Origin of the sequence: Streptomyces sp. NPDC000983, from assembly GCF_040299205.1 — a bacterium.
In the GTDB taxonomy this organism is placed as follows: Bacteria; Actinomycetota; Actinomycetes; order Streptomycetales; family Streptomycetaceae; genus Streptomyces.
In genome coordinates this window covers 142,575-164,219 of record NZ_JBEPBM010000002.1, presented here as the reverse complement: position 1 = coordinate 164,219, position 21,645 = coordinate 142,575, and the positions used below count along the sequence as shown (strand labels likewise).

The window sequence follows — 21,645 nt, the reverse complement described above, 5'->3', positions numbered from 1 at the left end:
GACAGGCCCTGGGCGGGCCCCCGCCGGGCGCCCGCTTCGCCGGGCCGGCCTCGCCCGTCCGGGCCAACCGTTCCCCCGGGCGTACGCCTTGAACAGGACCGGGCGCACGGGTGCGGGCCACGATCGCTGACATGCGTTCATATCGGCGTCACCCGCTGCTCGTTCCGGCCCTGCTGTGCGCCTTCGCCGTCCTCGCGGCCCGGCCCACCGACGCCGCCGACACGATCGACGACTCCGGGCTCAGCGCCGAGGTGGCCCGGCTGTACGAGGACGCGGCGCTCGCCACGGCGCGGTACGAGGCCGGGCGCCGGGAGGCGGACACGCAGCGGGCGCGGGCCCAGCGGGCCGAGGCGCTGCTGGAGCGCCAGCGCCAGGAGATCGGCGTCCTCCACGAGGACCTGGGCCGCATCGCCCGCTCCCAGTACCGCGACGGCGGCGGCATGCCGGTCACCGCGCAGATCATCCTCGCCAGGAGCCCGGAGGAGCTGATGCGCGGCCAGCACGTCCTCTCGCGGACCAACCTGGCCGTCAACAACGCCATCGAGAAGAGCCGCCGGGCCGAGGCGCGGCTCGCCGCCGACGAGGAGAAGGCCGCGGCGACCTGGCGGGAGCTGGACCGGCGCAGCACCGAACTCGCGGTCCTGAAGAAGGACATCGAGGGCAAGCTCGAAGAGGCCCGTTGGCAGTTGCAGGGCCGCGCCGACGCGGCCGTGGCGGCCGGCTCGTGCCGCGGCGCGGTACGGCTGGACCAGCCGCCCTCGCAGTTCACCACGCCCTGGGTGGCGCCCGTGGAGACGTACGAGCTGTCCGCGTCCTACGGCAGCGGCGGCGCACGCTGGGCGCGCCGGCACACCGGGCAGGACTTCGCGGTGCCGATCGGCACCCCGGTGCGGTCGGTCGGCGCGGGACGGGTGGCACGGGTCTCCTGCGGAGGCCCCTTCGGCGTCGAGGTGGTGGTGGAGCACGCGGGCGGCTACTACACGCAGTACGCCCATCTCGCCGCCGTCGCCGTCGACCAGGGCGAGCGGGTGGGCACCGGACAGTGGATCGGCCAGTCCGGCACCAGCGGCAACTCCACCGGACCGCACCTGCACTTCGAGGTGCGGGTCACACCGGAGTCGGGGTCGGCGGTGGACCCGGAGGCGTGGCTGGCGGCACGGGAGGTGAACCTGGGATGAGCGGGGCGCTCACGCACCGGGCGGACGCCTATCCGGCTGAACCGGACGCCGAGCCGGGCCGATGCCCGACGCCCGCCCAGCCGAGCCGGGCGGACGCCCGCCCCGCCGGACCGGGTGCCGGCTACGCCCCTCCCGCCAGCAGTCGCTCGATCACGACCGCCACCCCGTCGTCGTTGTTGGCGACCGTCTGCCCGGAGGCCGCGGCGACCACGTCCGGGTGGGCGTTGCCCATCGCGTAGGACCGTCCGGCCCAGGTGAGCATCTCGACGTCGTTGGGCATGTCACCGAAGGCGACGACCTGCTCGTGGGAGATACCGCGCTCGGCGCAGCACAGCGCGAGCGTGCTCGCCTTGGAGACGTCCGGGCCGCTGATCTCCAGCAGGGCGCTGGGGCTGGAGCGGGTGACGTTGGCGCCGCCGCCGATGGCCAGGCGGGCCAGGGTGAGGAAGGCGTCCGGGTCGAGGTCGGGGTGGTAGGCGAGGATCTTGAGGACCGGCTCGTCGGCGTGCGGGGCGTCCTCGGCCAGGAGTTCCTCGGCGGGCGCGAGGCTGTCGGGGATCTCCATGTGCAGCTTGGGATAGTCCGGCTCCTGGTGGAAGCCGTAGGTCTGCTCGACCGCGTAGACCGTGCCGGGTGCCGCGTCGCGCAGCAGCCGTACCGCGTCCAGGGCGTTGGCCCGGGGCAGCTCGCGCACCATCACGAAGCGGTGGGCGCCGGGGCCGCCGTGCAGGTCGACCACCGCGGCGCCGTTGCCGCAGATCGCCAGGCCGTGGCCGTGCACATGGGCGCTGACGACGTCCATCCAGCGGGCGGGGCGGCCGGTCACGAAGAAGACCTCGACGCCCGCCTCCTCCGCGGCGGCGAGGGCCGCGACCGTGCGGGGGGAGACGGACTTGTCGTCCCGCAGCAGGGTGCCGTCGAGATCGGTGGCGATCAGCCGGGGCGGGAGGGCGGCGGCCGGTGTCTCGGGCTGTCGAGTCGCTGAGGTCACCGGGCCATTGTCACGCATATATGCTCGCACGCCCGTGCGGGAGTGTGCACAGGTGAGTAGGAACCGCCCCTCCCCGGGCCGCCCACGGGGCGGGGACGGGGCGGGGACGGGCCCGTGCGCAGGTCCGGGACGACCCTCGCCTCACTTGAGCTGGGACGTGGCCTCCGTGGCGATCTGCTCGAAGACCTTCTCGTCCGCGGCGAAGTCGGAGTCGGGGATCGGCCAGTGGATCACGATCTCGGTGAAGCCCAGCTCCCGGTGGCGCCCAGCGAAGTCGACGAACGCGGTGAGGGACTCCAGCGGGCGGGCGCGGTCCGGGGTGAAGCCGGTGAGGAGGATCTTGTCCATGGCGCCGCCGTCCCTGCCGATCGCGGCGCAGGCGTCGCCCAGCTTCTCGATCTGCCCGCGAATGGCTTGAACCGACTGCTCGGGAGTGCCCTCCTCGTACAGCTTCGGGTCGCCGGTGGTCACCCAGGCCTGTCCGTGCCGGGCGGCGAGCCGCAGTCCGCGGGGGCCGGTCGCGGCGACGGCGAAGGGCAGCCGGGGGCGCTGGAGGCAGCCGGGGATGTTGCGGGCCTCGTGCGCGGAGTAGAAGTCGCCCTCGTAGGAGACGGTGTCCTCGGTGAGCAGCCGGTCGAGCAGGGGCACGAACTCGGCGAACCGGTCCGCCCGCTCGCGCGGGGTCCAGGGCTCCTGGCCGAGCGCGGTGGCGTCGAAGCCGGTGCCGCCGGCGCCGATGCCGAGGGTGACCCGGCCGCCGGAGATGTCGTCGAGCGAGATCAGTTCCTTGGCGAGGGTCACCGGGTGCCGGAAGTTGGGGGAGGTGACCAGGGTGCCCAGCCGCAGCTGCTCCGTGACGGCCGCGGCGGCGGTCAGTGTCGGCAGCGCGCCGAACCACGGGCCGTCCCGGAAGGAGCGCCAGGAGAGGTGGTCGTAGGTGTAGGCGGTGTGGAAGCCGAGCTGCTCCGCCTGCTGCCAGGTCCGGCGGCTCCCCTCGTGCCAGCGTCGGTACGGGAGGATCACGGTGCTCAGGCGCAGGCTCATGGGGCGAGCGTATGCGGCCGTACGGGTTTCACGTGAAACGGTCACCGCGCGTCGTGACCGGGCTCCTGGAAGCGCAGATAGCGCGGCGGAACGGCCTGGGTCAGCCAGACGCCGTTGTCGCTGACGTGGAAGACATGGCCGTCTCGGTGCATGGCGCCGGAGTCGACCGAGAGGACGACGGGACGGCCCCGGCGGGCGCCCACCCGGGTGGCGGTCTCCCGGTCGGCCGACAGGTGCACGTCGTGGCGGTTCATCGGGCGCAGGCCCTCGGCGCGGATCGCGTCCAGGTTGCGGGCGACGGTGCCGTGGTAGAGGTACGCCGGCGGGGTGGCCGGGGCCAGGCCCAGCTCCACCTCGATGCTGTGGCCCTGGCTGGCCCGGATCCGGGTGCCGTCGACGGCGAAGCGGCGCTTGTCGTTGGTGGCGACCACATGGTCCAGCTCTGCCCTGCTGAACCGGAATCCGTGGGCCGCCGCCGCGGCGATGAGGGTGTCGATCTCCACCCAGCCGGCCTCGTCGAGGGTGAGGCCGATGCGCTCGGGCTGATGGCGCAGGTGCTTGGAGAGGTACTTCGACACCTTCACCGTGCGATGCGCGTCCATGGGTCTTTCGTTCATGGTCTCAGGGTGGCGGGAGAGACGCGGATCACGCGAACGATTTTGGGAGGGAGGTTTGATCCACAAGCAACTAGTGTTATCCACAGCCGATTTCGAGGTTCTGTGGACAACGGGCCGTCAAATCAACGGGTTTCGTCAAAATCGTTTGACTTGCGGTCAGTTGGGCCGGGTCGCGGCAAGTGCCCTGCCGGGAAACCCTTGTTGCCCAACTGCCCCACACGTCACGGAGTTCACATGGGTGGCTTCACGCGGGCGAGCCTGCGCAGCAGCCCCGGCGCGAAGCGGGAGAGCCAACGCGCCCCGTGCGCCTCGGGGGTGACCGGCACCAGCGCCGCGTTGTCGACGATGCCCTTCAGGATCGCCTCGGCCACGTTCTCCGGCGGATAGTTCCGCAGCCCGTACAGCCGCGCCGACCTCTTCTGGCGCCGCGCCTCCTCCTCCGCGTCAACTCCCGCGAACCGCGCGGTCGATGTGATGTTGGTGTTCACGAGCCCCGGGCAGATCGCGGTCACCCCTATGCCCTGCTCGGCGAGTTCGGCGCGCAGGCACTCACTGAGCATCAGCACCGCCGCCTTCGACGTGCTGTAGGCGGGCAGGGCCCGCGAGGGCTGATAGGCCGCCGCGGAAGCCGTGTTGACGATGTGGCCGCCCTGACCGCGAGCCGCCATCTGCCTGCCGAAGAGACGGCAGCCGTGGATGACCCCCCACAGGTTGACGTCGAGGACCTTCCGCCAGTCCTCCGGGGTGGTGTCGAGGAACGGGCCCGCCAGGCCGATGCCCGCGTTGTTCACCAGGACGTCGACCACCCCGTACTCGGCCGCGACCTTCTCCGCCAGCTTCTCCATGGCCTGTTCGTCGGAGACGTCGACCGTCTCGGCCCACGCCTCGGGCGCGCCGACCAGCCGGCACAGCTCCGCCGTACGGCAGGCCGCCTCCTCGTCCCGGTCGACCGCGACCACCCGGGCGCCCGCCTCGGCGAACGCGTACGCGGTCGCCCGGCCGATGCCGCTGCCCGCACCCGTGATCAGCACCAACTGCCCGCCGAACCGGTCGGCGTAGCGGCCGTCCGTTCCCGGCTCGTGTCTGCCGCCCTCCACCGAGGTCACGAACTCGGCGATCCAGGCGGACAGTTGGTCGGGGCGGGTGCGCGGCACCCAGTGCTTCGCGGGCAGCGTCCGCCGCGTCAACTGCGGAGCCCACTGCTCCAGTTCGTCGTAGAGGCGCTCGGAGAGGAACGCGTCCCCGAGGGGGGTGATCAGCTGCACGGGGGCGTGGGAGTAGGCGTCCGGGCGAGGGCGGCGCAGGCGCGGGCGGACGTTGTCGCGGTACAGCCATGCCCCGTGCGCGGCGTCCGAAGGGAGCGACGGAGTCGGGTAGTTGCCGGCCGGCACCTTCTCGACCCGGTTCAGGATGCGCGGCCAGGTTCTGCCCAGCGGCCCCCGCCACGCCAGCTCGGGCAGGACGGGGGTGTGCAGCAGGTACACGTACCAGGACTTCGCGCCCTGGCCGAGGAGTTGGCCCACCCGGCGCGGTGTCGGACGCTTCATCCGGCGCTGGATCCAGTGCCCGAAGTGGTCCAGGGACGGTCCCGACAGGGAGGTGAAGGACGCGATGCGGCCCTCGGTGCGCGGCACCGTCACGAACTCCCAGGACTGCACCGAGCCCCAGTCGTGGCCCACCAGGTGCAGCGGCCGGCCGGGGCTGACCGCGTCCGCGACGGCGAGGAAGTCGTCCGTCAGCTTCTCCAGCGTGAACCCGCCGCGCAGCGGCCGCGGGGCCGTGGAGCGGCCGTGGCCGCGGACGTCGTACAGCACGACATGGAAGTCGTCCGCGAGCCGGTGGGCGACCTCGGACCACACCTCCTTGCTGTCCGGGTAGCCGTGCACCAGCAGCACGGTGGGTCGGCCGGGGTCGCCCAGCTCCGCCACGCACAGTTCGACCCCGCCGGTCCGCACCCAGCGCTCGCGCGCGCCCTGAAGCGTCACTTCTCCTCCGTCCAGCGCCGCGTGTGCGGCAGATCGTCGTCCAGCCAGAAGGCGCTCTCCCCGGGGTCCGCGGAGTCCGTGACGACCAGGATCTCCTCGAACTTCGCGCCGGTCCCCCGGAATCCGAGGTGGGGTTCGACCGCCCACAGGCCCGGCCTCGGCGGGTGGTCGGAGAAGCGGTAGGGCGACCACAGCGGCGACCATCCCTCGCGGTGGCCGTGCAGGGCGTCGGCGGCGAGGCCCTTGAGGGACTGCGCGCCGAATCCGAACAGCCGCGGAGAGAAGCGGCTCTCGCGGACCCGGTCCACCTTGTGGGCGATCACGCCGAAGGGGTAGGCGCGATGCCGGTTGGCATAGCCCTGGCGGACCATCAGCCGGTCCACGTCCTCGTAGATCTCGCGCAGCGACCGGCGCTCGCGCACCTCGCGCAGGATCAGTTCGCGGTGGGCCCGCAGGTCGTCCATGAGCTTGTCCTGGAGCGGGTTCACCCCGAGCGAGCCCGAGTAGCCGACGTCGGCGGTGAAGCCGTCGAACACCGGTGCCATGTCGAGGATGAACGGCATGCCCGCCTCCAGCCGGCGGCCGGTCGGGAAGAACTGGAGCGGGATCCGGAAGCCCGCGAAGGCCGTGCGGTCGCCGAACCAGGCGAAGGGGAGGTGGAACCAGTCGCGGACCCCGCGCGCGTGCAGCCACTCGCGCTGCATCCGCGCCGCCTCGCGCTCGGTCACCCCAGGCTGGAGCTGGGCGGCGACCGCCTCGGCGCACTCGTAGGCGAGGCGCTGCACTCTGCGGAAACCTTCCAGCTCCGTCGAGCGTTCACTGGTCACTGCCGTAGCCATGGCACCCCGTCCCACCGGTTGCGGTACGCGCTCGTAACTTGACACCCGAGAATCTGGCACTTGTTAGAAGCGGCGTCAATAGCAGGGGCGGACGGCGCTTCCGGGGTATGCGTTGTTCGACCTCAGGGTGACCCCTAAGGACCCGTACGACTCCAGAGGGATCCCAAGACGGCTCTACGGTCTGACGACCGACGTGGTCCGCGTCACTAACGTCGTGGACGTGACTGTGATCGCGACCGAAAGCCTGAGCAAGCGGTTCCCCCGGGTGACCGCGCTTGACCGGCTCTCCGTGGACGTCGGGCCCGGTGTGACCGGACTCGTCGGAGCCAATGGAGCCGGCAAGTCCACACTGATCAAGATCCTGCTGGGTCTGTCCCCCGCCACCGAGGGCCGCGCCGAAGTGCTCGGCCTCGACGTCGCCACCAAGGGCGCCGCCATCCGTGAGCGCGTCGGGTACATGCCGGAGCACGACTGTCTGCCGCCCGACGTCTCGGCCACCGAGTTCGTCGTCCACATGGCGCGCATGTCCGGCCTGCCGCCGACCGCCGCGCGCGAACGCACCGCGGACACCCTGCGCCACGTCGGCCTCTACGAGGAGCGCTACCGGCCCATCGGCGGCTACTCCACCGGCATGAAGCAGCGCGTGAAACTGGCGCAGGCCCTCGTCCACGACCCCGACCTGGTCTTCCTCGACGAGCCGACCAACGGCCTCGACCCGGTCGGCCGCGACGAGATGCTCGGCCTGATCCGCCGCATCCACACCGACTTCGGCATCTCCGTCCTGGTCACCTCCCACCTCCTGGGCGAACTGGAGCGGACCTGCGACCACGTCGTCGTCGTCGACGGCGGCAAGCTCCTGCGCTCCAGCTCCACCACCGACTTCACCCAGACCACCACCACCCTCGCCATCGAGGTCACCGACACCGACGAACACCCCGACGGCACCCGCACGGTCAGCGAGGCGCTCGCCGCGCGCGGAGTCAGCGTCGAGTCCGGCAGCGGCCTGCCCGGCGCCGGACACATCCTGCTGCTCACCGCGCAGGGCGAGGAGACCTACGACCTGGTCCGCGACGTCATCGCCGACCTCGGCCTCGGCCTGGTGCGCATGGAACAGCGCAGGCACCACATCTCCGAGGTCTTCACCGACAGCGACGAGCAGCGGAAGGAGGCGGCCGTCCATGGCTCTTGACCAGCCCGTGGCGGGTGACCAGACCCGCATCCACGACATCGGCTACCGCAACTACGACGGCCCCCGCCTCGGCCGCTCCTACGCCACCCGCAGCCTCTACTCGCAGTCCCTGCGCGGCGCCTACGGCCTCGGCCGCTCGGCGAAGTCCAAGGTCCTGCCGATGCTGCTGTTCGTGGTGATGTGCGTGCCCGCGGCCATCATGGTCGCCGTCGCCGTCGCCACCAAGGCCAACGACCTGCCCGTCGACTACACCCGCTACGCGATCGTCATGCAGGCCGTCATCAGCCTCTTCGTCGCCTCGCAGGCACCCCAGTCCGTCTCCCGCGACCTGCGCTTCAAGACCGTGCCGCTGTACTTCTCGCGGCCCATCGAGACCGCGGACTACGTCCGGGCGAAGTACGCGGCCCTGGCCTCCGCCCTGTTCATCCTCACCGCCGGCCCGCTGCTCGTCCTCTACGTGGGCGCGCTGCTCGCCAAGCTCGACTTCACCGAGCAGACGAAGGGATTCGCCCAGGGGCTCGTCTCCGTGGCCCTGCTCTCCCTGCTCCTCGCCGGCCTCGGCCTGGTCATCGCCGCGCTCACCCCGCGCCGCGGCTTCGGCATCGCCGCCGTGATCGCCGTACTGACCATCTCCTACGGCGCCGTCTCCACCCTCCAGGCCATCGCCGACGCCCAGGGCAGCGGCGACGTCATCGCCTGGATGGGCCTGTTCTCGCCGATCACCCTGATCGACGGCGTGCAGTCCGCATTCCTGGGCGCCGCCTCCGCCTTCCCCGGCGGCATCGGCCCGTCCAACGGCGAGGGCGCGGTGTACGTGCTGGTCGCGCTCGGCGTGATCGCCGCCACCTACGGCCTGCTGATCCGCCGCTACCGAAAGGCCGGACTGTGACCACGCTCAGCATCGACCACGTCTCCCGCTGGTTCGGCAACGTGGTCGCCGTCAACGACATCACCATGACCATCGGCCCCGGCGTCACCGGCCTCCTCGGCCCCAACGGCGCCGGCAAGTCCACCCTCATCAACATGATGGGCGGCTTCCTCGCCCCCTCCAGCGGCACCGTCACCCTCGACGGACAGCAGGTGTGGCGCAACGAGGACATCTACCGGCACATCGGCATCGTCCCCGAGCGCGAAGCCATGTACGACTTCCTCACCGGCCGCGAATTCGTCCTCGCCAACGCCGAACTCCACGGCCTGGGCGCCAAGGCCGCCCAGAAGGCCCTGGCCACGGTCGAGATGGAGTACGCCCAGGACCGCAAGATCCAGACGTACTCCAAGGGCATGCGCCAGCGCGTGAAGATGGCCTCCGCCCTGGTCCACGACCCCTCGCTGCTCCTGCTGGACGAGCCCTTCAACGGCATGGACCCGCGCCAGCGCATGCAGCTCATGGACCTGCTGCGCCGCATGGGCGACGAGGGCCGCACCGTCCTGTTCTCCTCCCACATCCTCGAAGAGGTCGAACAGCTCGCCTGGCACATCGAGGTCGTCGTCGCTGGCAGGCACGCGGCCAGCGGCGACTTCCGCCGCATCCGCCGGCTGATGACCGACCGGCCCCACCGCTACCTGGTGCGCTCCAGCGACGACCGCGCCCTCGCGGCCGCCCTGATCGCCGACCCCTCGACCTCCGGCATCGAGGTCGACCTCGCCGAGGGCGCCCTGCGCATCCAGGCCGTCGACTTCGCCCGCTTCACCGCACTGCTGCCCAGGGTCGCCCGCGACCAGGGCATCCGGCTGCACACGGTCTCGCCGTCCGACGAGTCCCTCGAGTCCGTCTTCTCGTATCTCGTCGCCGCGTAGGAGGCCGAAGATGTACGACCCCACAGTCGCCCGGCTCACCTACCGGGCCCTGCTCGGCCGCCGCCGGGCCCTCATCCTCGGCGCCCTGCCGCTGCTGCTCATCGTCATCGCGGTGATCGTGCGCGCGCTGGCCGGCGTCGACGACCAGACCGCCTCCGACCTGCTCGGCGGGCTCGCCCTCGCCACCATGGTGCCGATCATCGGCGTCATCGCGGGCACCGGCGCGATCGGTCCTGAGATCGACGACGGCTCGGTGGTGTACCTGCTCTCCAAGCCGATCAAACGCCCCACGATCATCTTCACCAAGCTGATCGTGGCCGTCGCGGTCACCATGGTGTTCTCCGCGGTGCCCACCCTGATCGCCGGCTTCATCCTCAACGGCAACGGCGGACAGATCGCCGTCGCCTACACGGTCGCCGCGCTGGTCGCCTCCATCGCCTACGCCGCCCTCTTCCTGCTCCTCGGCACGGTGTCCCGGCACGCGGTGGTCTTCGGACTCGTCTACGCCCTCGTCTGGGAGGCCCTCTTCGGCTCCCTGGTCTCGGGCGCCCGCACCCTCAGCGTCCAGCAGTGGTCCCTCGCCGTCGCCCACGAGGTGACCGGAGGAGACCTCGTCGTCTCCGACGTCGGGCTCGTCACGGCGACCGTGCTGCTGATCTCGGTCACCGTGCTCGCCACCTGGTACGCGGGGCAGAAGCTGCGGACGCTGACGCTGGCGGGCGAGGAGTAGCCGCCACATCGTCCTCGCGGATTAATCGGTGGCGCCCAACTCGGCCGACAGGCACGATGGTTGTGTCCAGGACGCCGGGGATCGCAGCGGCGCCACCGACCGGGAGAGGAGCGGGGCGATGTCCATGCACGACAGTACGTCCAGCTCCCTGCGGGGCAGTCCGCGGCGGACTCCGGTGTAGTTACCCACCGTCGAGTCCACCCCGCGAGCGCACTGCCCGGGGCGGCCGCTTCGAGCACGCGAATCCCACTTCGCGTGAGGCCGCCCACCCGGAGGATTGGCCGAGTGGTAAGGCACCGGCTTGCTAAGCCGTGGTCGGGTTCAGGCCCGCGCACGTTCGAATCGTGCATCCTCCGCGAGACGTTGTCACTGTGACTGGGCAGGCTGCGTCGGATTGCGTTCAGGTGTGGTGTGCGGTGCCGGCCGGTGGGGGCTGGTCGCGCAGTTCCCCGCGCCCCTGGGGTTGGTTTCGGGGCTCGGGGTTCTTCTGGGCCCGGGGGCAGGTGTTTTGGCGGGCCGCCGGTGGGGTCGTGTCTTGTGTCGGCTGCGGCCCGGTGGGGGCTGGTCGCGCAGTTCCCCGCGCCCCTGGGGTTGGTTTCGGGGCTCGGGGTTCTTCTGGGCCCCGGGGCAGGTGTTGCGGCGGGCCCGCCGGTGGGGTTGCGTGGTGTGTCGGCTTGTCGCGCAGTTCCCCGCGCCCCTGAAGGTGGGTACAGGGGCGCGGCGTTCACGCGGACCCCGGCGTTTGTCGGTGCCTTCCGCGGGATGTTCAGTCGGTGGTGTTCAGGAGACGTTCCAGGACTTCGGCGATTCCGTCGTTGTCGTTGGATGTCGTGGACTCGTCGGCTACTGCCTTCAGGTCCTTGTGGGCGTTGGCCATGGCTACGCTGTGGGCGGCCCAGGCGAACATGGGGATGTCGTTCGGCATGTCGCCGAAGGCGATCGTGTCGGCGGCCTTCAGGCCGAGACGGCGGGCCGCGATCGACAGGCCCGTCGCCTTCGACAGCCCCAGCGGCAGGAGTTCGACGATGCCCGCGCCCGCCATGGCCACCGTGACGAAACCGCCCGCGGCCTCGCTCGCCGCCTGCGCCAGCTCGTCGTCGGACAGCTCCGGATGCTGTATGTAGATCTTGTTCAGCGGGGCCGACCACAGATCCGAGGCATCGCTGAACGGCGTCGACGGCAGCTTGCCCGTGACCGCGTAGCCCGGGCCGACCAGCACCTCGCCGTCCAGCCCGTCCCGGCTCGCCGCCAGGAACAGCGGGCCGACCTCCGCCTCGATCTTCGCCAGCGCCACCCCGGCCAGCTGCCGGTCCAGCGTCACCGACGTCAGCAGCCGGTGCTCGCCGGCGTGGTAGACCTGCGCGCCCTGCCCGCACACGGCGAGCCCCTCGTAGCCGAGGTCGTCCAGGATGTGCCGGGTCCAGGGCACCGCGCGCCCCGTCACGACGATGTGCGCGGCGCCCGCCGCGGTGGCCGCGGCGAGCGCTTCACGGGTGCGCACGGAGATCGTGTCGTCGGAACGCAGCAGCGTCCCGTCGAGGTCGGTCGCGATCAGCCCGTAGGGGAATGCGGTGCTCACTTGGCGATCGGCTCCAGGACCTCCCGGCCGCCGAGGTACGGCCGCAGCACCTCGGGCACCCGGACCGAACCGTCGGCCAGCTGGTGGTTCTCCAGGATCGCCACGATCGTCCGCGGAACCGCGCACAGCGTGCCGTTGAGGGTCGCCAGCGGCTGGACCTTCTTGCCGTCCCGCATCCGCACCGACAGGCGCCGCGCCTGGAAGCTGTCGCAGTTGGAGGCCGAGGTCAGCTCGCGGTACTTGCCCTGGGTCGGGATCCACGCCTCGCAGTCGTACTTGCGGGAGGCGGACGAGCCCAGGTCGCCCGAGGCGACGTCGATGACCTGGAAGGGCAGTTCGAGGGCGGTGAGCCACTGCTTCTCCCATTCCAGGAGCCGCTTGTGCTCGTTCTCCGCGTCCTCGGGGGCCACGTAGGAGAACATCTCGACCTTGTCGAACTGGTGCACCCGGAAGATGCCCCGGGTGTCCTTGCCGTAGGTGCCGGCCTCGCGGCGGAAGCACGGCGAGAAGCCCGCGTACCGCAGCGGCAGCTTGCCGGCGTCGACGATCTCGTCCATGTGGTACGCGGCGAGCGGGACCTCGGAGGTGCCGACCAGGTAGTAGTCGTCCTTCTCCAGGTGGTACACGTTCTCCGCGGCCTGGCCGAGGAAGCCGGTGCCCTCCATCGCGCGCGGACGGACCAGCGCGGGGGTCAGCATCGGGATGAAGCCGGCCTCGGTGGCCTGGGCGATGGCGGCGTTGACCAGCGCCAGCTCCAGCAGGGCGCCGACACCGGTGAGGTAGTAGAAGCGCGAGCCGGAGACCTTCGCGCCGCGCTCGACGTCGATGGCGCCCAGCGCCTCGCCGAGCTCCAGGTGGTCCTTGGGCTCGAAGCCCTCGGCACCGAAGTCACGGATGGTGCCGTGCGTCTCCAGGACGACGAAGTCCTCCTCGCCGCCGACCGGGACGTCGGGGTGGACCAGGTTGCCGAGCCGCAGGGCGAGCCGCTTGGTCTCCTCGTCGGCCTCGTTCTGCGCGGCCTCGGCAGCCTTCACGTCCGTCTTGAGCAGCTCCGCCTTCTGCAGGAGCTCGGCGCGCTCCTCGGGAGTGGCCCGGGGGATGAGCTTGCCGAGCGACCTCTGCTCGGAGCGCAGCTCGTCGAAGCGGACGCCGGACGACCTGCGCCGTTCGTCGGCGGACAGGAGAGCGTCGACGAGCGCGACGTCCTCTCCACGGGCGCGCTGGGACGCGCGCACACGGTCGGGGTCCTCACGGAGCAGGCGAAGGTCAATCACGCGGCCCAGGCTACCGGGGCCGCGTCGCAACTCACGACTCGCTTTCCCGAGCCACCCCGAACTGTTCCTTACGTTCCGTTATGGGGGAATTGCTTCCGGTGTCAATAAAAGGTGTCCCATTCCCCAAGACGGATGAGCGGGCGAGAGCTGCGTTGACCGGATTTCCTTGCGGGGACCGGAACTTGGGGCTGTGTCATCCACAGGCATCCACATCCCCGGCGAGTTATCCACAGGCTGTGTGGAAGATCTGTGGACTCCGGAATTGATCGCTCCGAATATCCACGGCCATCCCAGTGATCCCCAGGCCAAACCTCCCGTACGCCCACGATCGAGTGGTTATGCGTCGCCTCAAAGGATTGCTCGCAGGAAACGAGTGGACGAAGGGTGAACTGCGTGACGGTGGACGAGGTGGGGTGCTGTAGGCCGATTTGTCGACTGAGTCGTACCGCCGTGTCGACTTGTCCCCAGGTCGAGAGGTCGGCCTGTGGATAACTTCTGTGGATAACGATGATCGGTAGATAGGACCGGAAAAACCGGTCGCTGAGAGTCACCGAAGCCCCGGCCCGCCCCAGGGACGGGGAGCGCGGCGCGGTGCCTCAGAAACGGCCGTCCTGGCAGCGTGCCACCCAGTCCGAGGCGTCCAGGAACGCCTCGTCCGACGTCCCCGGCCGTGGCGCGCCCACCTCGTCCACGCCGACGTCGGCGCGCGGGTAGGAGCCGAGGTAGCGCACCTCCAGGCAGATCCGCTTCAGCCCTCTCAGGGCATCCGCGACCCGCCGGTCGGAGATGTGGCCCTCCGCGTCGATGCAGAAGCAGTAGTTGCCGATGCCGGCACCGGTCGGCCGGGACTGGAGCAGCATCAGGTTGATGCCCCGGGTCGCGAACTCGCCGAGCAGGTCGCGCAGGCCGCCGGGGTGGTCGTCGCGCTGCCACAGCACGACGGAGGTCTTGTCGGCGCCGGTCGGGGCCGCGGGCCGGGCCGGGCGGCCCACCAGGACGAACCGGGTCTGGGCGTTCTCCGCGTCGTGGATGCCGCTCTCCAGGATCTCCAGTCCGTACCGGGCGGCGGCGAACTCCCCGGCGAAGGCGGCGTCGTAGCGGCCCTCCTGGACCAGACGGGCGGCGTCCGCGTTGGAGGCGGCGGACTCCCAGGCGGCCTCGGGGAGGTTCTTGCGCAGCCAGTTGCGCACCTGGGGCTGGGCGGCGGGGTGGGCGGAGACGGTCTTGATGTCGGACAGCGCGGTGCCCGGGCGGACCAGCAGCGCGAAGGTGATCGACAGCAGCACCTCGCGGTAGATCATCAGCGGGGTGCCGGCGACCAGTTCGTCGAGGGTGGTGGTGATGCCGCCCTCGACGGAGTTCTCGATCGGCACGAACGCGGCCTCGGCCTCGCCCACGCGGACCGCGTCGAGCGCGGACTGGACGGAGACGTACGGGATCAGCTCCCGGGTGGCCGTCTCCGGAAGCGTGCGCAGGGCGACTTCGGTGAAGGTGCCCTCGGGGCCGAGATAGGCGTAGCTCGCTGGCATGACCTCACCCTAATGGCCGCGGGCGCGGCCCCGGGCACGCGTCTCACGACCGGGTGATCCACTCGGGGTTCACCCCTCCAGCAGCCGCTGGCCGACGTACTCTCCCTCGGCCGCGCCGCCGGGGACGGCGAAGAGGCCGCTCGACTCGTGGCGGATGAACCGCGACAGGGCGTCGCCCCGGTCGAGTTTGCGCTGCACGGTGACGAAGCCGCGCAGCGGGTCGGCCTGCCAGCAGACGAAGAGCAGGCCCGCGTCCGCGGTGCCGTCGGAGGCGATTCCGTCGTGGTACGAGAACGGCCGCCGCAGCATCGCCGCCCCGCCGTTCTGGTCGGGCCGGGAGATCCGGGCGTGGGCGTCGATCGGGACGAGCAGGTCGCCGCCCGCGTCCGTCTTCTCCAGGTCCATCTCGGTGGTCTCGGTCCCGTCGGCGCCCGCGGACAGCGGTGCCCCGTCCGCCTTGCGGCGTCCGATGACGTTCTCCTGGTCCTTGCCGGAGAGCTGTTCCCAGTCGTCGAGGAGCATGCGGATGCGGCGTACGACGGCGTAGGAGCCGTTGGCCATCCACGCGGGGTCCTTCGCGCCGGAGGCGGGGACGAAGACCCGCTGCTCGAAGTCGGACTCGGCGGGCTTGGGGTTGCGGGTGCCGTCGACCTGGCCCATCAGGTTGCGGGCCGTCATGGGGTGGGCGGTGGCGCCCGGTGAGCGGTTGAAGCCGTTCATCTGCCAGCGGACGCGGGCGGCGGCGCCGGCGTCCTTCTGGAGGGCGCGCAGGGCGTGGAAGGCGACCAAGGCGTCGTCGGCGCCGATCTGGATCCACAGGTCGCCGTCGCTGCGGGCCTTGTCGAGCCGGTCGGAGGAGAAGTCGGGCAGCGGGTCGAGGGCGACGGGGCGCTGCTTGTGCAGTCCGGTGCGGGTGAAGAAGCTGTGGCCGAAGCCGAAGGTGACGGTGAGCGAGGAGGGGCCGGCGTCGCGGGCCACGCCGGTGTCGCCGGAGTCCACGGGTTCGCCCGCCATCAGCCGCTGTGCCGTCCGTGACCAGCGGCGCAGCAGGGCGGCCGCCTCCTTGCGGCCGGCGCCCGCGGCGAGGTCGAAGGCGATGAGGTGGCCGCGGGCCTGGAGGCCCTGGAGGATGCCGGGCTGATGTTTCCCGTGAAACATCGCCTGCCCGGAGCCGAGCGAGGTGAGGGGTGTCGCCGCGGCCGGGGCGGCGGCGTAGCCCGCGGCGGCGCCCGCCGCGCCGAGGGTGAGGCCGGTGGCCGCGGCGGTGCCGAGGAGGGCGCGGCGCGAGACGCCGGCCGGGGCTGCGGCGGGGAGGGTCTCCTCGGGGCGGGGAGTGAGGGCCTCCGGGATGGACTGGTCAGCCATGGTGGTTCAGCCGATCTGGGCGTTCTTGGAGACGGTGGTCTGGTCGATGTCGGAGGTCCGGACGGTGACGGCGACGGTCCAGTCGCCGGCCATGGGGAGCTGGACGCCGCCCGCCGACCAGTGGCCGGTGGTGATGTGGTCGGGAACGACGGGCAGCGGGCCGATGTCCTGGGCTTCGAGGGTGAAGGCGACCTTGACCTCGGGGATGTCGAAGGCGCGGCCGTTGGGCCGCTGGACGTAGACGTGCATCTCGTTGGCGCCGGTGCGGGCGGGGTCGAGTTCGACGCGTACGACGCCCTTGCCGTCCGTGCCGCCGGTGTCGAAGGCCATGTCCAGGGTCAGTGCGCCGGAGTCGTCGGCGGGGGCCTGGGCGGCGGCGGTGGCCCGGGCGGCCTCCTGTTCCGTGCGGCCGGGTTCGGTGGAGGTCAGCATGGTGGTGACGGCGAGCAGGACGACCGCGATGCCGGCCTCGGCGAGCACCGAGCGGCGCAGTCCGAACCGGTCGGGGTCGGCGTCCCTGAGCCGCTTCTGCCGGGCGGCCTCGATGGCGGCCTGCTGGCGGGCGAGCTGGGCGGCCCGCTTGGGGTTGCCGGAGGTGCCGGCCGGCACCTTCTGCTTACGGGGCGCGGCGGCCGGTGTCTCGGCGAGCCGAGCGGTCCAGCGCCGGGAGATCCAGGCGACGCCGACGAGCAGGGCGACGAGGGCGAGTTTGACGAGCAGCAGCTGTCCGTACCGGGTCTCGGTGAAGGCGGACCAGGAGCCGAGCTGGCGCCAGGACTGGTAGACGCCGGTGACGACGAGGGCGACGACGCTGGCGAAGGCGAGGGTGGAGAAGCGTCGTACGGCGGTGGCGTCGGGCGGGGTCTCGGGTGCGCGGTAGAGGGCGACGAGCAGGGTGGTGAGTCCGCCGAGCCAGGCGGCGACGGCGAGCAGGTGGACGACGTCGACGGGCATGGCGATGCCGGGCTGGAGGCCGGAGGAGGCGTGTTCGGCCATGGCCCAGCTCGCCGCGAGTCCGGCGGCGACGACGGTTCCGCCGATGGCGAGCCCGAAGGTGAGGTCGCGCTTGTGCTGCTGGTCGCCGGGGTCGTCCGGGTCGGTGTCGTCGCCGGGGTCGGTGAGGCGGGCGTAGGCGCCGAAGAGGACCGCGATGAACAGGGCGGCGGCGGCGAGCAGCAGGAGCCGGGAGACGAGGGCGGCGCCGGTCTTGGTCTGCAGGACGTCGCTGAGGAGGTTCAGGTCGAGGACGTCGCCGAGGGTGCCGGAGCGGGTGTAGGCGCCGCGCAGCAGGAGCAGGGCGAGGGTGGCGGCGGTGAGGGTGAGCCAGCCGGCGACGACGAGGCGCTGCACGGCGCGTACGCCGGCTCCGCGCTGCCAGCAGGCGAGGACGAAGGCGGCGCCGCCGGCCAGGACGGCGAAGCCGACGTAGGAGAGGTAGCGGCCGAGGCCGTAGAGGAAGCCGACGGCGCCGCCGCCGGCGGTCTGGTCGGAGACGGAGACGGTGGTCGCGGAGGGGGCGCCGACGGAGAAGGTGTAGGCGCCGGCGACGGGGTGGCTGTCGGCGGAGACGACCTGGTAGGAGACGGTGTAGGTGCCGTCGGCCAGGTTCTTCTCCAGGGGTACGGCGTAGGTGGTGCCGGTGACGTTGGCGGGGTCGCCGGTGTCGACGCGTTCGCCGTCGGGGGCGAGGACGCGGACCGAGTCGTCGGAGAGGGCGACCTGTTCGGAGAAGGTGAGCGAGACCCGGTCGGGGGCCTGGTCGACCACCGCCCCCTGCTGGGGGTCGCTCCCGGTCAGCGCGGCGTGCGCGGAGACGGGTCCGGCACCGGCGAGGAGCAGTGCGGCCGCGGCGAGCAGCAGCGGCAGCACGGTCCTCAGGCGAAGGGCGATGGTCGGGGTCAAGGGGTCCCTCCCTCAGTGTCCGTGCGCGGCGGGGGTGTAGGTGGCGGCTTTGACCGGCATCTCGACCGTGACGGGGTCGGTGTCGGCGAAGTGCAGCACCACGGTGACCGTGTCGCCCTGCTTCGGCTTCTGTTTCAGCTTCTCGAACATCAGGTGGTTGCCGCCGCTCCTGAACACGATCGAGCCGTCCGCGGGTACGGCGAGGTTCTTGACCTCGCGCATGGCGGAGTCGACGGTCTCGTGGACGGTGACGGTGCCGGCGATGTCGCTGGTGACGGAGGTCAGCCGGTCCTGGGCGGAGCCGTCGTTGGTGATGGTGAGGAAGCCCGCCGCCATGGAGTCGGAGACCGGCTGGGGCATGTAGGCGCCGCTGACGGTGAGTTCGGGACCCTGGTCGCCGTCGCCCGATCCGCAGCCGGCGAGGGCCAGGGCGAGGCCCAGGCCGGCGGCGAGGGCCGCGGGTCGCCTCACGGCTTCTCGCCCTTGACGAGTGCGGGGAGGTCGGCGGTGTAGTCGTCGACGGTGGCGTCCTCGCCGTAGAGGACGTAGCCGCCGTCGGTCTTGGGGTTGAAGGCGATGACCTGGGTGCCGTGCGTGGAGACGGTCTTGCCCTTCTCCTCGTGCGGCGGCTCGATGGTGATGCCGAGGGTGCGGGCGCCGGCCTGGATGGTGGCGAAGTCGCCGGTGAGGCCGACGGCCTGCGGGTCGATGCCCTTGAGCCACTTGCCGAGGGCGTCGGCGGTGTCGCGCTCGGGGTCGGTGGTGACGAAGACGATGCGCAGTGCGTCCTGTTCGGCCTGGGGCAGCTGCTTCTTGGCGACGGCGATGTTGTTCATCGTCAGGGGGCAGACGTCGGGGCAGTTGGTGTAGCCGAAGTAGATGAGCGTCGGCTTGCCGGCGGTCTCCGCGCGGAGGTCGTACTCCTTGCCGGTGGTGTCGGTGAGGACCAGGTCCGGCTTCTCGAACGGCTTGTCGAGGACGGTGGCGGCCCTGTCGGCGCCGGGCTCCTCGGAGACGACGGTGGCGGGGGCGTTGTCGGTGCCGCCGCTGCCGCAGGCGGTCAGGGTCAGGGCTGCGGCGGCGAGCAGGGCCGCCGCCGTGAACTTCTTGGTGCGCATGGCGAGATGTCCCGGGAAGTGGAGGGTTCGGGCGCGCGCCGGGCGGTGGGCACCGGCGCGCGCCCGAGGTGGCGGACTAGGCGTTGGTACGCCGACGGCCGGCGAGGACGCCGTAGGCCACGCCGATGGCGCCGACGACGATGCCGACGACGCCGAGGACGCGGGCGGTGGTGTCGCTGCTGTCGGCGGCGGCCTCGTCGCTGCTCGCGGAGGCGTGGGAGGCGGCGGACGCCTCGTCGGAGGGCTCCTCGCTCGCCTCGGAGCCGTGTCCGTGGTCGTCCTCGGAGGCGGCGGAGAGGGCGAGGACCGGGGCGGGCTTCTCGGGCTCGTCCTGGCCGTCCTGCTGGACCTCGATCCAGCGGGCGACCTCGTCGTCGGAATAGGTCTGGACGGCCTTGAAGACCAGTTCGTCGGTGTCCTCGGGCAGGGCGCCCATGGAGACGGGGAACTTCTGGAAGAAGCCGGGCTCGACGCCCTTGCCGGTCGCGGTCCAGGTGATCTTGCTGACGGCCTCGTCGATCTTCTGGCCGTGCAGTTCGAGCGGCTTGTCGAGCTTGGCCTTGGTGACCTTGGCCGTCCAGCCGGCGATGGGCTCCGGCATGGCGGAGGCGAGCGGGTGGTCCGTCGGGAAGCTGACCTCCAGCTTCACGGTGGAGGCGGTGTCGCTCTCGTTGGGGACCCGGAAGTCGACGACCGCGTAGCCGCCCTTGGCGGCCTCGCCCTCGGGCTGCACGGTCACATGCGCGAAGGCGGGGGCGGACAGGGCGAGCACGGCGGTCGCGGCGAGGGTACCGGCGGCGGCGACGCGGGCGGAGAGGTTCATGCGGGAGCGCTCCACGGTGGGTTGAGATTCGGTTGTTCCGGAGGTGAAGAGGTGCGCGGATGCCGACGGGTGGCATGCGCGGGCCGCACGACGGCGGCCTTCACCGGAGTCCGAAGGGAGCTCCCGGGGGCGGTCGCGTCGCGTCAGGCGGCGAGCACGAGTGCGGGGGTGGCGGCGGGCGGGCCGCGCCGGACGACCGTGTGCTGGAGCGCGGTGGTGTGCGGGGCGGGCGGTGCGAGGCGCGCGGTGCGCGGCGGACGCGGGCCCGCCGCGGGGGCGCCGGGCAGCCCGGCGCCGAGGGCGCGGACCAGGGCGAGGGCGGCGCGCAGCGACCGTACGGCCGCCGCGTCCGTCAGGGTGTGGGCCGAGAGTTCGGCCAGGCGGCCGAGGGCCAGGTCGCCGCGGTGCAGCAGCCAGCCGGTGGCGGCGGCCGCGAGCAGGTGACCGAGGAGCATCGGCAGGGTCGGCAGCAGCGACGCGGAGCCGGTGGCCGTCTCCACGGGGTGCGCGGCGTGGTCCGGCCGGAGCCGGGCCTCGGTGAGGATGCGGTGGGCCTCGGCGGGGCTGATGGCCGCGGCGGTGGTCCCGCAGACCAGGCGGGCGGCCTGGGCGACGAGCGAGGCGTCGGCCGCGGTGGCGGTCTGGGTGGCCTGCGTCCCGTGCTGGCCGATGCCGAACAGGGTGTGCAGGACGGTCTGTCCGAGCGCGAGGAGCGCCACGATGCCGGGCAGCGACCGCTCGCGTCCGGCCAGCGGCACGGCGACCGCGAGGACCCCGAGGAAGCCGGCGCCCAGGGTCCACCAGGGGATCGGGACGCAGGAGGCGAGTGCGTGTCCGCCCGCGGCCAGCACGACACAGACCGCGGCGAACACCGCGGCCCGCAGGATCCGTACGTCGCGTCCGGCGTGAGCCGGGCGCGGCTGGGGGGCACTCATGGCGGCCTCATCATCGCACTGGCCTTACGGCCTCCATACGGCAGGTCCGCAAGGTGCGCTGTGCGCGGAAGGTCCCCCTCTGGTGCGAACCGCCCCCACATACACCGTCCGCTACTCCAGACGCATCCCCCATATGGGCGGTATCACGTCAACGATGTGCTTACCGGAGGGCGTCGGTGGCAATACGTAACGGTATGTCGAGCCGCGGCCGGGAGGCTGGAGCATGAGCATCTGGTGGTCACTCCATTTGCGGCGTGAGGCTGCGAGCGTCCCGCTCGCCCGGCGGCTGCTGCTCGGCACCATGGAGAGCGCGGGCGTCGACCCGGACGTCTCCTACGACCTCTCGGTCGCCCTCAGTGAGGCGTGCGCCAACGCCGTGGAGCACGGGGGCACCACGCTCACGGGGAGCTGCGAGGCGTATCGCGTCACCGCCTATCTGGACGGCGAGACCTGCCGGATCGAGGTCGCCGACTCCGGTCCCGGGTTCGGGGCCGTGGGACGCGACGAGCCGGCGGTGTCCATGGAGGCGGAGAACGGCCGGGGGCTGTATCTGATCCAGGAGCTCGCCGACCATGTGCGGATCGGCAACAAGCCAGGCCGGCCCGGTGCCGTGGTGAGCTTCGACAAGATCCTCAAGTGGCGCGAGGACGCACCCCCGTTGATGGCCGTGTAGCCGCAGGGCGCCTTCAGGTTTCCCAGGACTCCCAGCCCGCGCACAGCCGCCTCCCAAGCTCCTGACGGTTGCCGTTC

The 21,645-nt window shown here is 71.7% G+C and carries 20 protein-coding genes and 1 tRNA gene; 7 read left to right on the top strand and 14 right to left on the bottom strand.

Features of this window, described 5'->3' with window-relative positions:
- The first annotated feature begins 131 nt into the window (after nt 1-131).
- A complete protein-coding gene (locus ABT296_RS02780) occupies nt 132-1,178 on the top strand; it encodes a M23 family metallopeptidase (RefSeq protein WP_351922556.1) in 1,047 nt (348 codons plus the stop codon).
- Nucleotides 1,179-1,299: 121 nt separating this feature from the next.
- Here the strand turns inward: ABT296_RS02780 and ABT296_RS02775 are convergent, their stop codons facing one another.
- The 5 genes from ABT296_RS02775 to ABT296_RS02755 all read right to left on the bottom strand — a co-directional run bounded on the left by ABT296_RS02775 (nt 1,300) and on the right by ABT296_RS02755 (nt 6,654).
- The gene (locus ABT296_RS02775) at nt 1,300-2,187 is read right to left on the bottom strand and encodes an HAD hydrolase family protein (RefSeq protein WP_351922555.1); all 888 of its coding nucleotides are present in this window, start codon (nt 2,185-2,187) and stop codon (nt 1,300-1,302) included.
- Nucleotides 2,188-2,310: 123 nt separating this feature from the next.
- Nucleotides 2,311-3,213: an LLM class flavin-dependent oxidoreductase gene (locus tag ABT296_RS02770; RefSeq protein WP_351922554.1), complete on the bottom strand. Its 903-nt coding sequence runs from the start codon at nt 3,211-3,213 to the stop codon at nt 2,311-2,313.
- Nucleotides 3,214-3,254: 41 nt separating this feature from the next.
- Entirely contained in the window at nt 3,255-3,830 is a 576-nt protein-coding gene (locus ABT296_RS02765) for an RNA 2'-phosphotransferase (RefSeq protein WP_351922553.1), read from the bottom strand.
- Between the two features lie 230 nt (nt 3,831-4,060).
- Nucleotides 4,061-5,815 carry an SDR family oxidoreductase gene (locus ABT296_RS02760; protein ID WP_351922552.1) on the bottom strand — a complete coding sequence of 585 codons (1,755 nt, stop codon included), beginning with the start codon at nt 5,813-5,815 and terminating at the stop codon, nt 4,061-4,063.
- On the bottom strand, nt 5,812-6,654 hold the full coding sequence (locus tag ABT296_RS02755) for a M24 family metallopeptidase (protein ID WP_351922551.1): 843 nt from the start codon (nt 6,652-6,654) through the stop codon (nt 5,812-5,814). The genes ABT296_RS02760 and ABT296_RS02755 overlap by 4 nt, the downstream gene beginning before the upstream one ends.
- 226 nt (nt 6,655-6,880) lie before the next feature.
- Between ABT296_RS02755 and ABT296_RS02750 the strand changes: the two genes are divergently transcribed.
- The 5 genes from ABT296_RS02750 (at nt 6,881) to ABT296_RS02730 (ending at nt 10,726) form a co-directional block, all read left to right on the top strand.
- Nucleotides 6,881-7,843 carry an ABC transporter ATP-binding protein gene (locus tag ABT296_RS02750; protein ID WP_351922893.1) on the top strand — a complete coding sequence of 321 codons (963 nt, stop codon included), beginning with the start codon at nt 6,881-6,883 and terminating at the stop codon, nt 7,841-7,843.
- Nucleotides 7,833-8,732: an ABC transporter permease gene (locus ABT296_RS02745; protein ID WP_351922550.1), complete on the top strand. Its 900-nt coding sequence runs from the start codon at nt 7,833-7,835 to the stop codon at nt 8,730-8,732. The genes ABT296_RS02750 and ABT296_RS02745 overlap by 11 nt, the downstream gene beginning before the upstream one ends.
- Nucleotides 8,729-9,640, top strand: a complete 912-nt coding sequence (locus ABT296_RS02740; RefSeq protein ID WP_351922549.1) for an ABC transporter ATP-binding protein — start codon at nt 8,729-8,731, stop codon at nt 9,638-9,640. Before ABT296_RS02745 ends, ABT296_RS02740 begins: the two co-directional genes overlap by 4 nt.
- Before the next feature lie 10 nt (nt 9,641-9,650).
- The gene (locus ABT296_RS02735) at nt 9,651-10,370 is read left to right on the top strand and encodes an ABC transporter permease subunit (protein ID WP_351922548.1); all 720 of its coding nucleotides are present in this window, start codon (nt 9,651-9,653) and stop codon (nt 10,368-10,370) included.
- A gap of 271 nt (nt 10,371-10,641) precedes the next feature.
- A tRNA-Ser gene (locus ABT296_RS02730) sits at nt 10,642-10,726 on the top strand.
- Between the two features lie 410 nt (nt 10,727-11,136).
- Here ABT296_RS02730 and ABT296_RS02725 read toward each other — a convergent pair.
- The 9 genes from ABT296_RS02725 to ABT296_RS02685 all read right to left on the bottom strand — a co-directional run bounded on the left by ABT296_RS02725 (nt 11,137) and on the right by ABT296_RS02685 (nt 20,895).
- The gene (locus ABT296_RS02725; RefSeq protein ID WP_351922547.1) at nt 11,137-11,949 is read right to left on the bottom strand and encodes an HAD family hydrolase; all 813 of its coding nucleotides are present in this window, start codon (nt 11,947-11,949) and stop codon (nt 11,137-11,139) included.
- A complete protein-coding gene (gene serS / locus ABT296_RS02720) occupies nt 11,946-13,223 on the bottom strand; it encodes a serine--tRNA ligase (protein WP_351922546.1) in 1,278 nt (425 codons plus the stop codon). Before serS ends, ABT296_RS02725 begins: the two co-directional genes overlap by 4 nt.
- A 596-nt stretch (nt 13,224-13,819) precedes the next feature.
- Entirely contained in the window at nt 13,820-14,752 is a 933-nt protein-coding gene (gene pheA / locus ABT296_RS02715; RefSeq protein ID WP_351922545.1) for a prephenate dehydratase, read from the bottom strand.
- Nucleotides 14,753-14,821: 69 nt separating this feature from the next.
- A complete protein-coding gene (efeB, locus tag ABT296_RS02710) occupies nt 14,822-16,117 on the bottom strand; it encodes an iron uptake transporter deferrochelatase/peroxidase subunit (RefSeq protein ID WP_351922544.1) in 1,296 nt (431 codons plus the stop codon).
- 6 nt (nt 16,118-16,123) lie between these two features.
- Nucleotides 16,124-18,019, bottom strand: coding sequence for a copper resistance CopC/CopD family protein (locus ABT296_RS02705; protein ID WP_351922543.1), 1,896 nt, complete (start codon nt 18,017-18,019; stop codon nt 16,124-16,126).
- 12 nt (nt 18,020-18,031) lie between these two features.
- Nucleotides 18,032-18,490, bottom strand: coding sequence for a copper chaperone PCu(A)C (locus tag ABT296_RS02700; protein ID WP_351922542.1), 459 nt, complete (start codon nt 18,488-18,490; stop codon nt 18,032-18,034).
- Nucleotides 18,487-19,137 carry an SCO family protein gene (locus ABT296_RS02695; RefSeq protein ID WP_351922541.1) on the bottom strand — a complete coding sequence of 217 codons (651 nt, stop codon included), beginning with the start codon at nt 19,135-19,137 and terminating at the stop codon, nt 18,487-18,489. The genes ABT296_RS02700 and ABT296_RS02695 overlap by 4 nt, the downstream gene beginning before the upstream one ends.
- 76 nt (nt 19,138-19,213) lie before the next feature.
- On the bottom strand, nt 19,214-19,960 hold the full coding sequence (locus ABT296_RS02690) for a YcnI family copper-binding membrane protein (protein ID WP_351922540.1): 747 nt from the start codon (nt 19,958-19,960) through the stop codon (nt 19,214-19,216).
- Between the two features lie 143 nt (nt 19,961-20,103).
- Nucleotides 20,104-20,895 carry a hypothetical protein gene (locus ABT296_RS02685; RefSeq protein ID WP_351922539.1) on the bottom strand — a complete coding sequence of 264 codons (792 nt, stop codon included), beginning with the start codon at nt 20,893-20,895 and terminating at the stop codon, nt 20,104-20,106.
- 223 nt (nt 20,896-21,118) lie between these two features.
- On the opposite strand from ABT296_RS02685, the gene ABT296_RS02680 reads away from it, so the two are divergent.
- On the top strand, nt 21,119-21,568 hold the full coding sequence (locus tag ABT296_RS02680; protein WP_351922538.1) for an ATP-binding protein: 450 nt from the start codon (nt 21,119-21,121) through the stop codon (nt 21,566-21,568).
- Nucleotides 21,569-21,645: the final 77 nt, after the last annotated feature.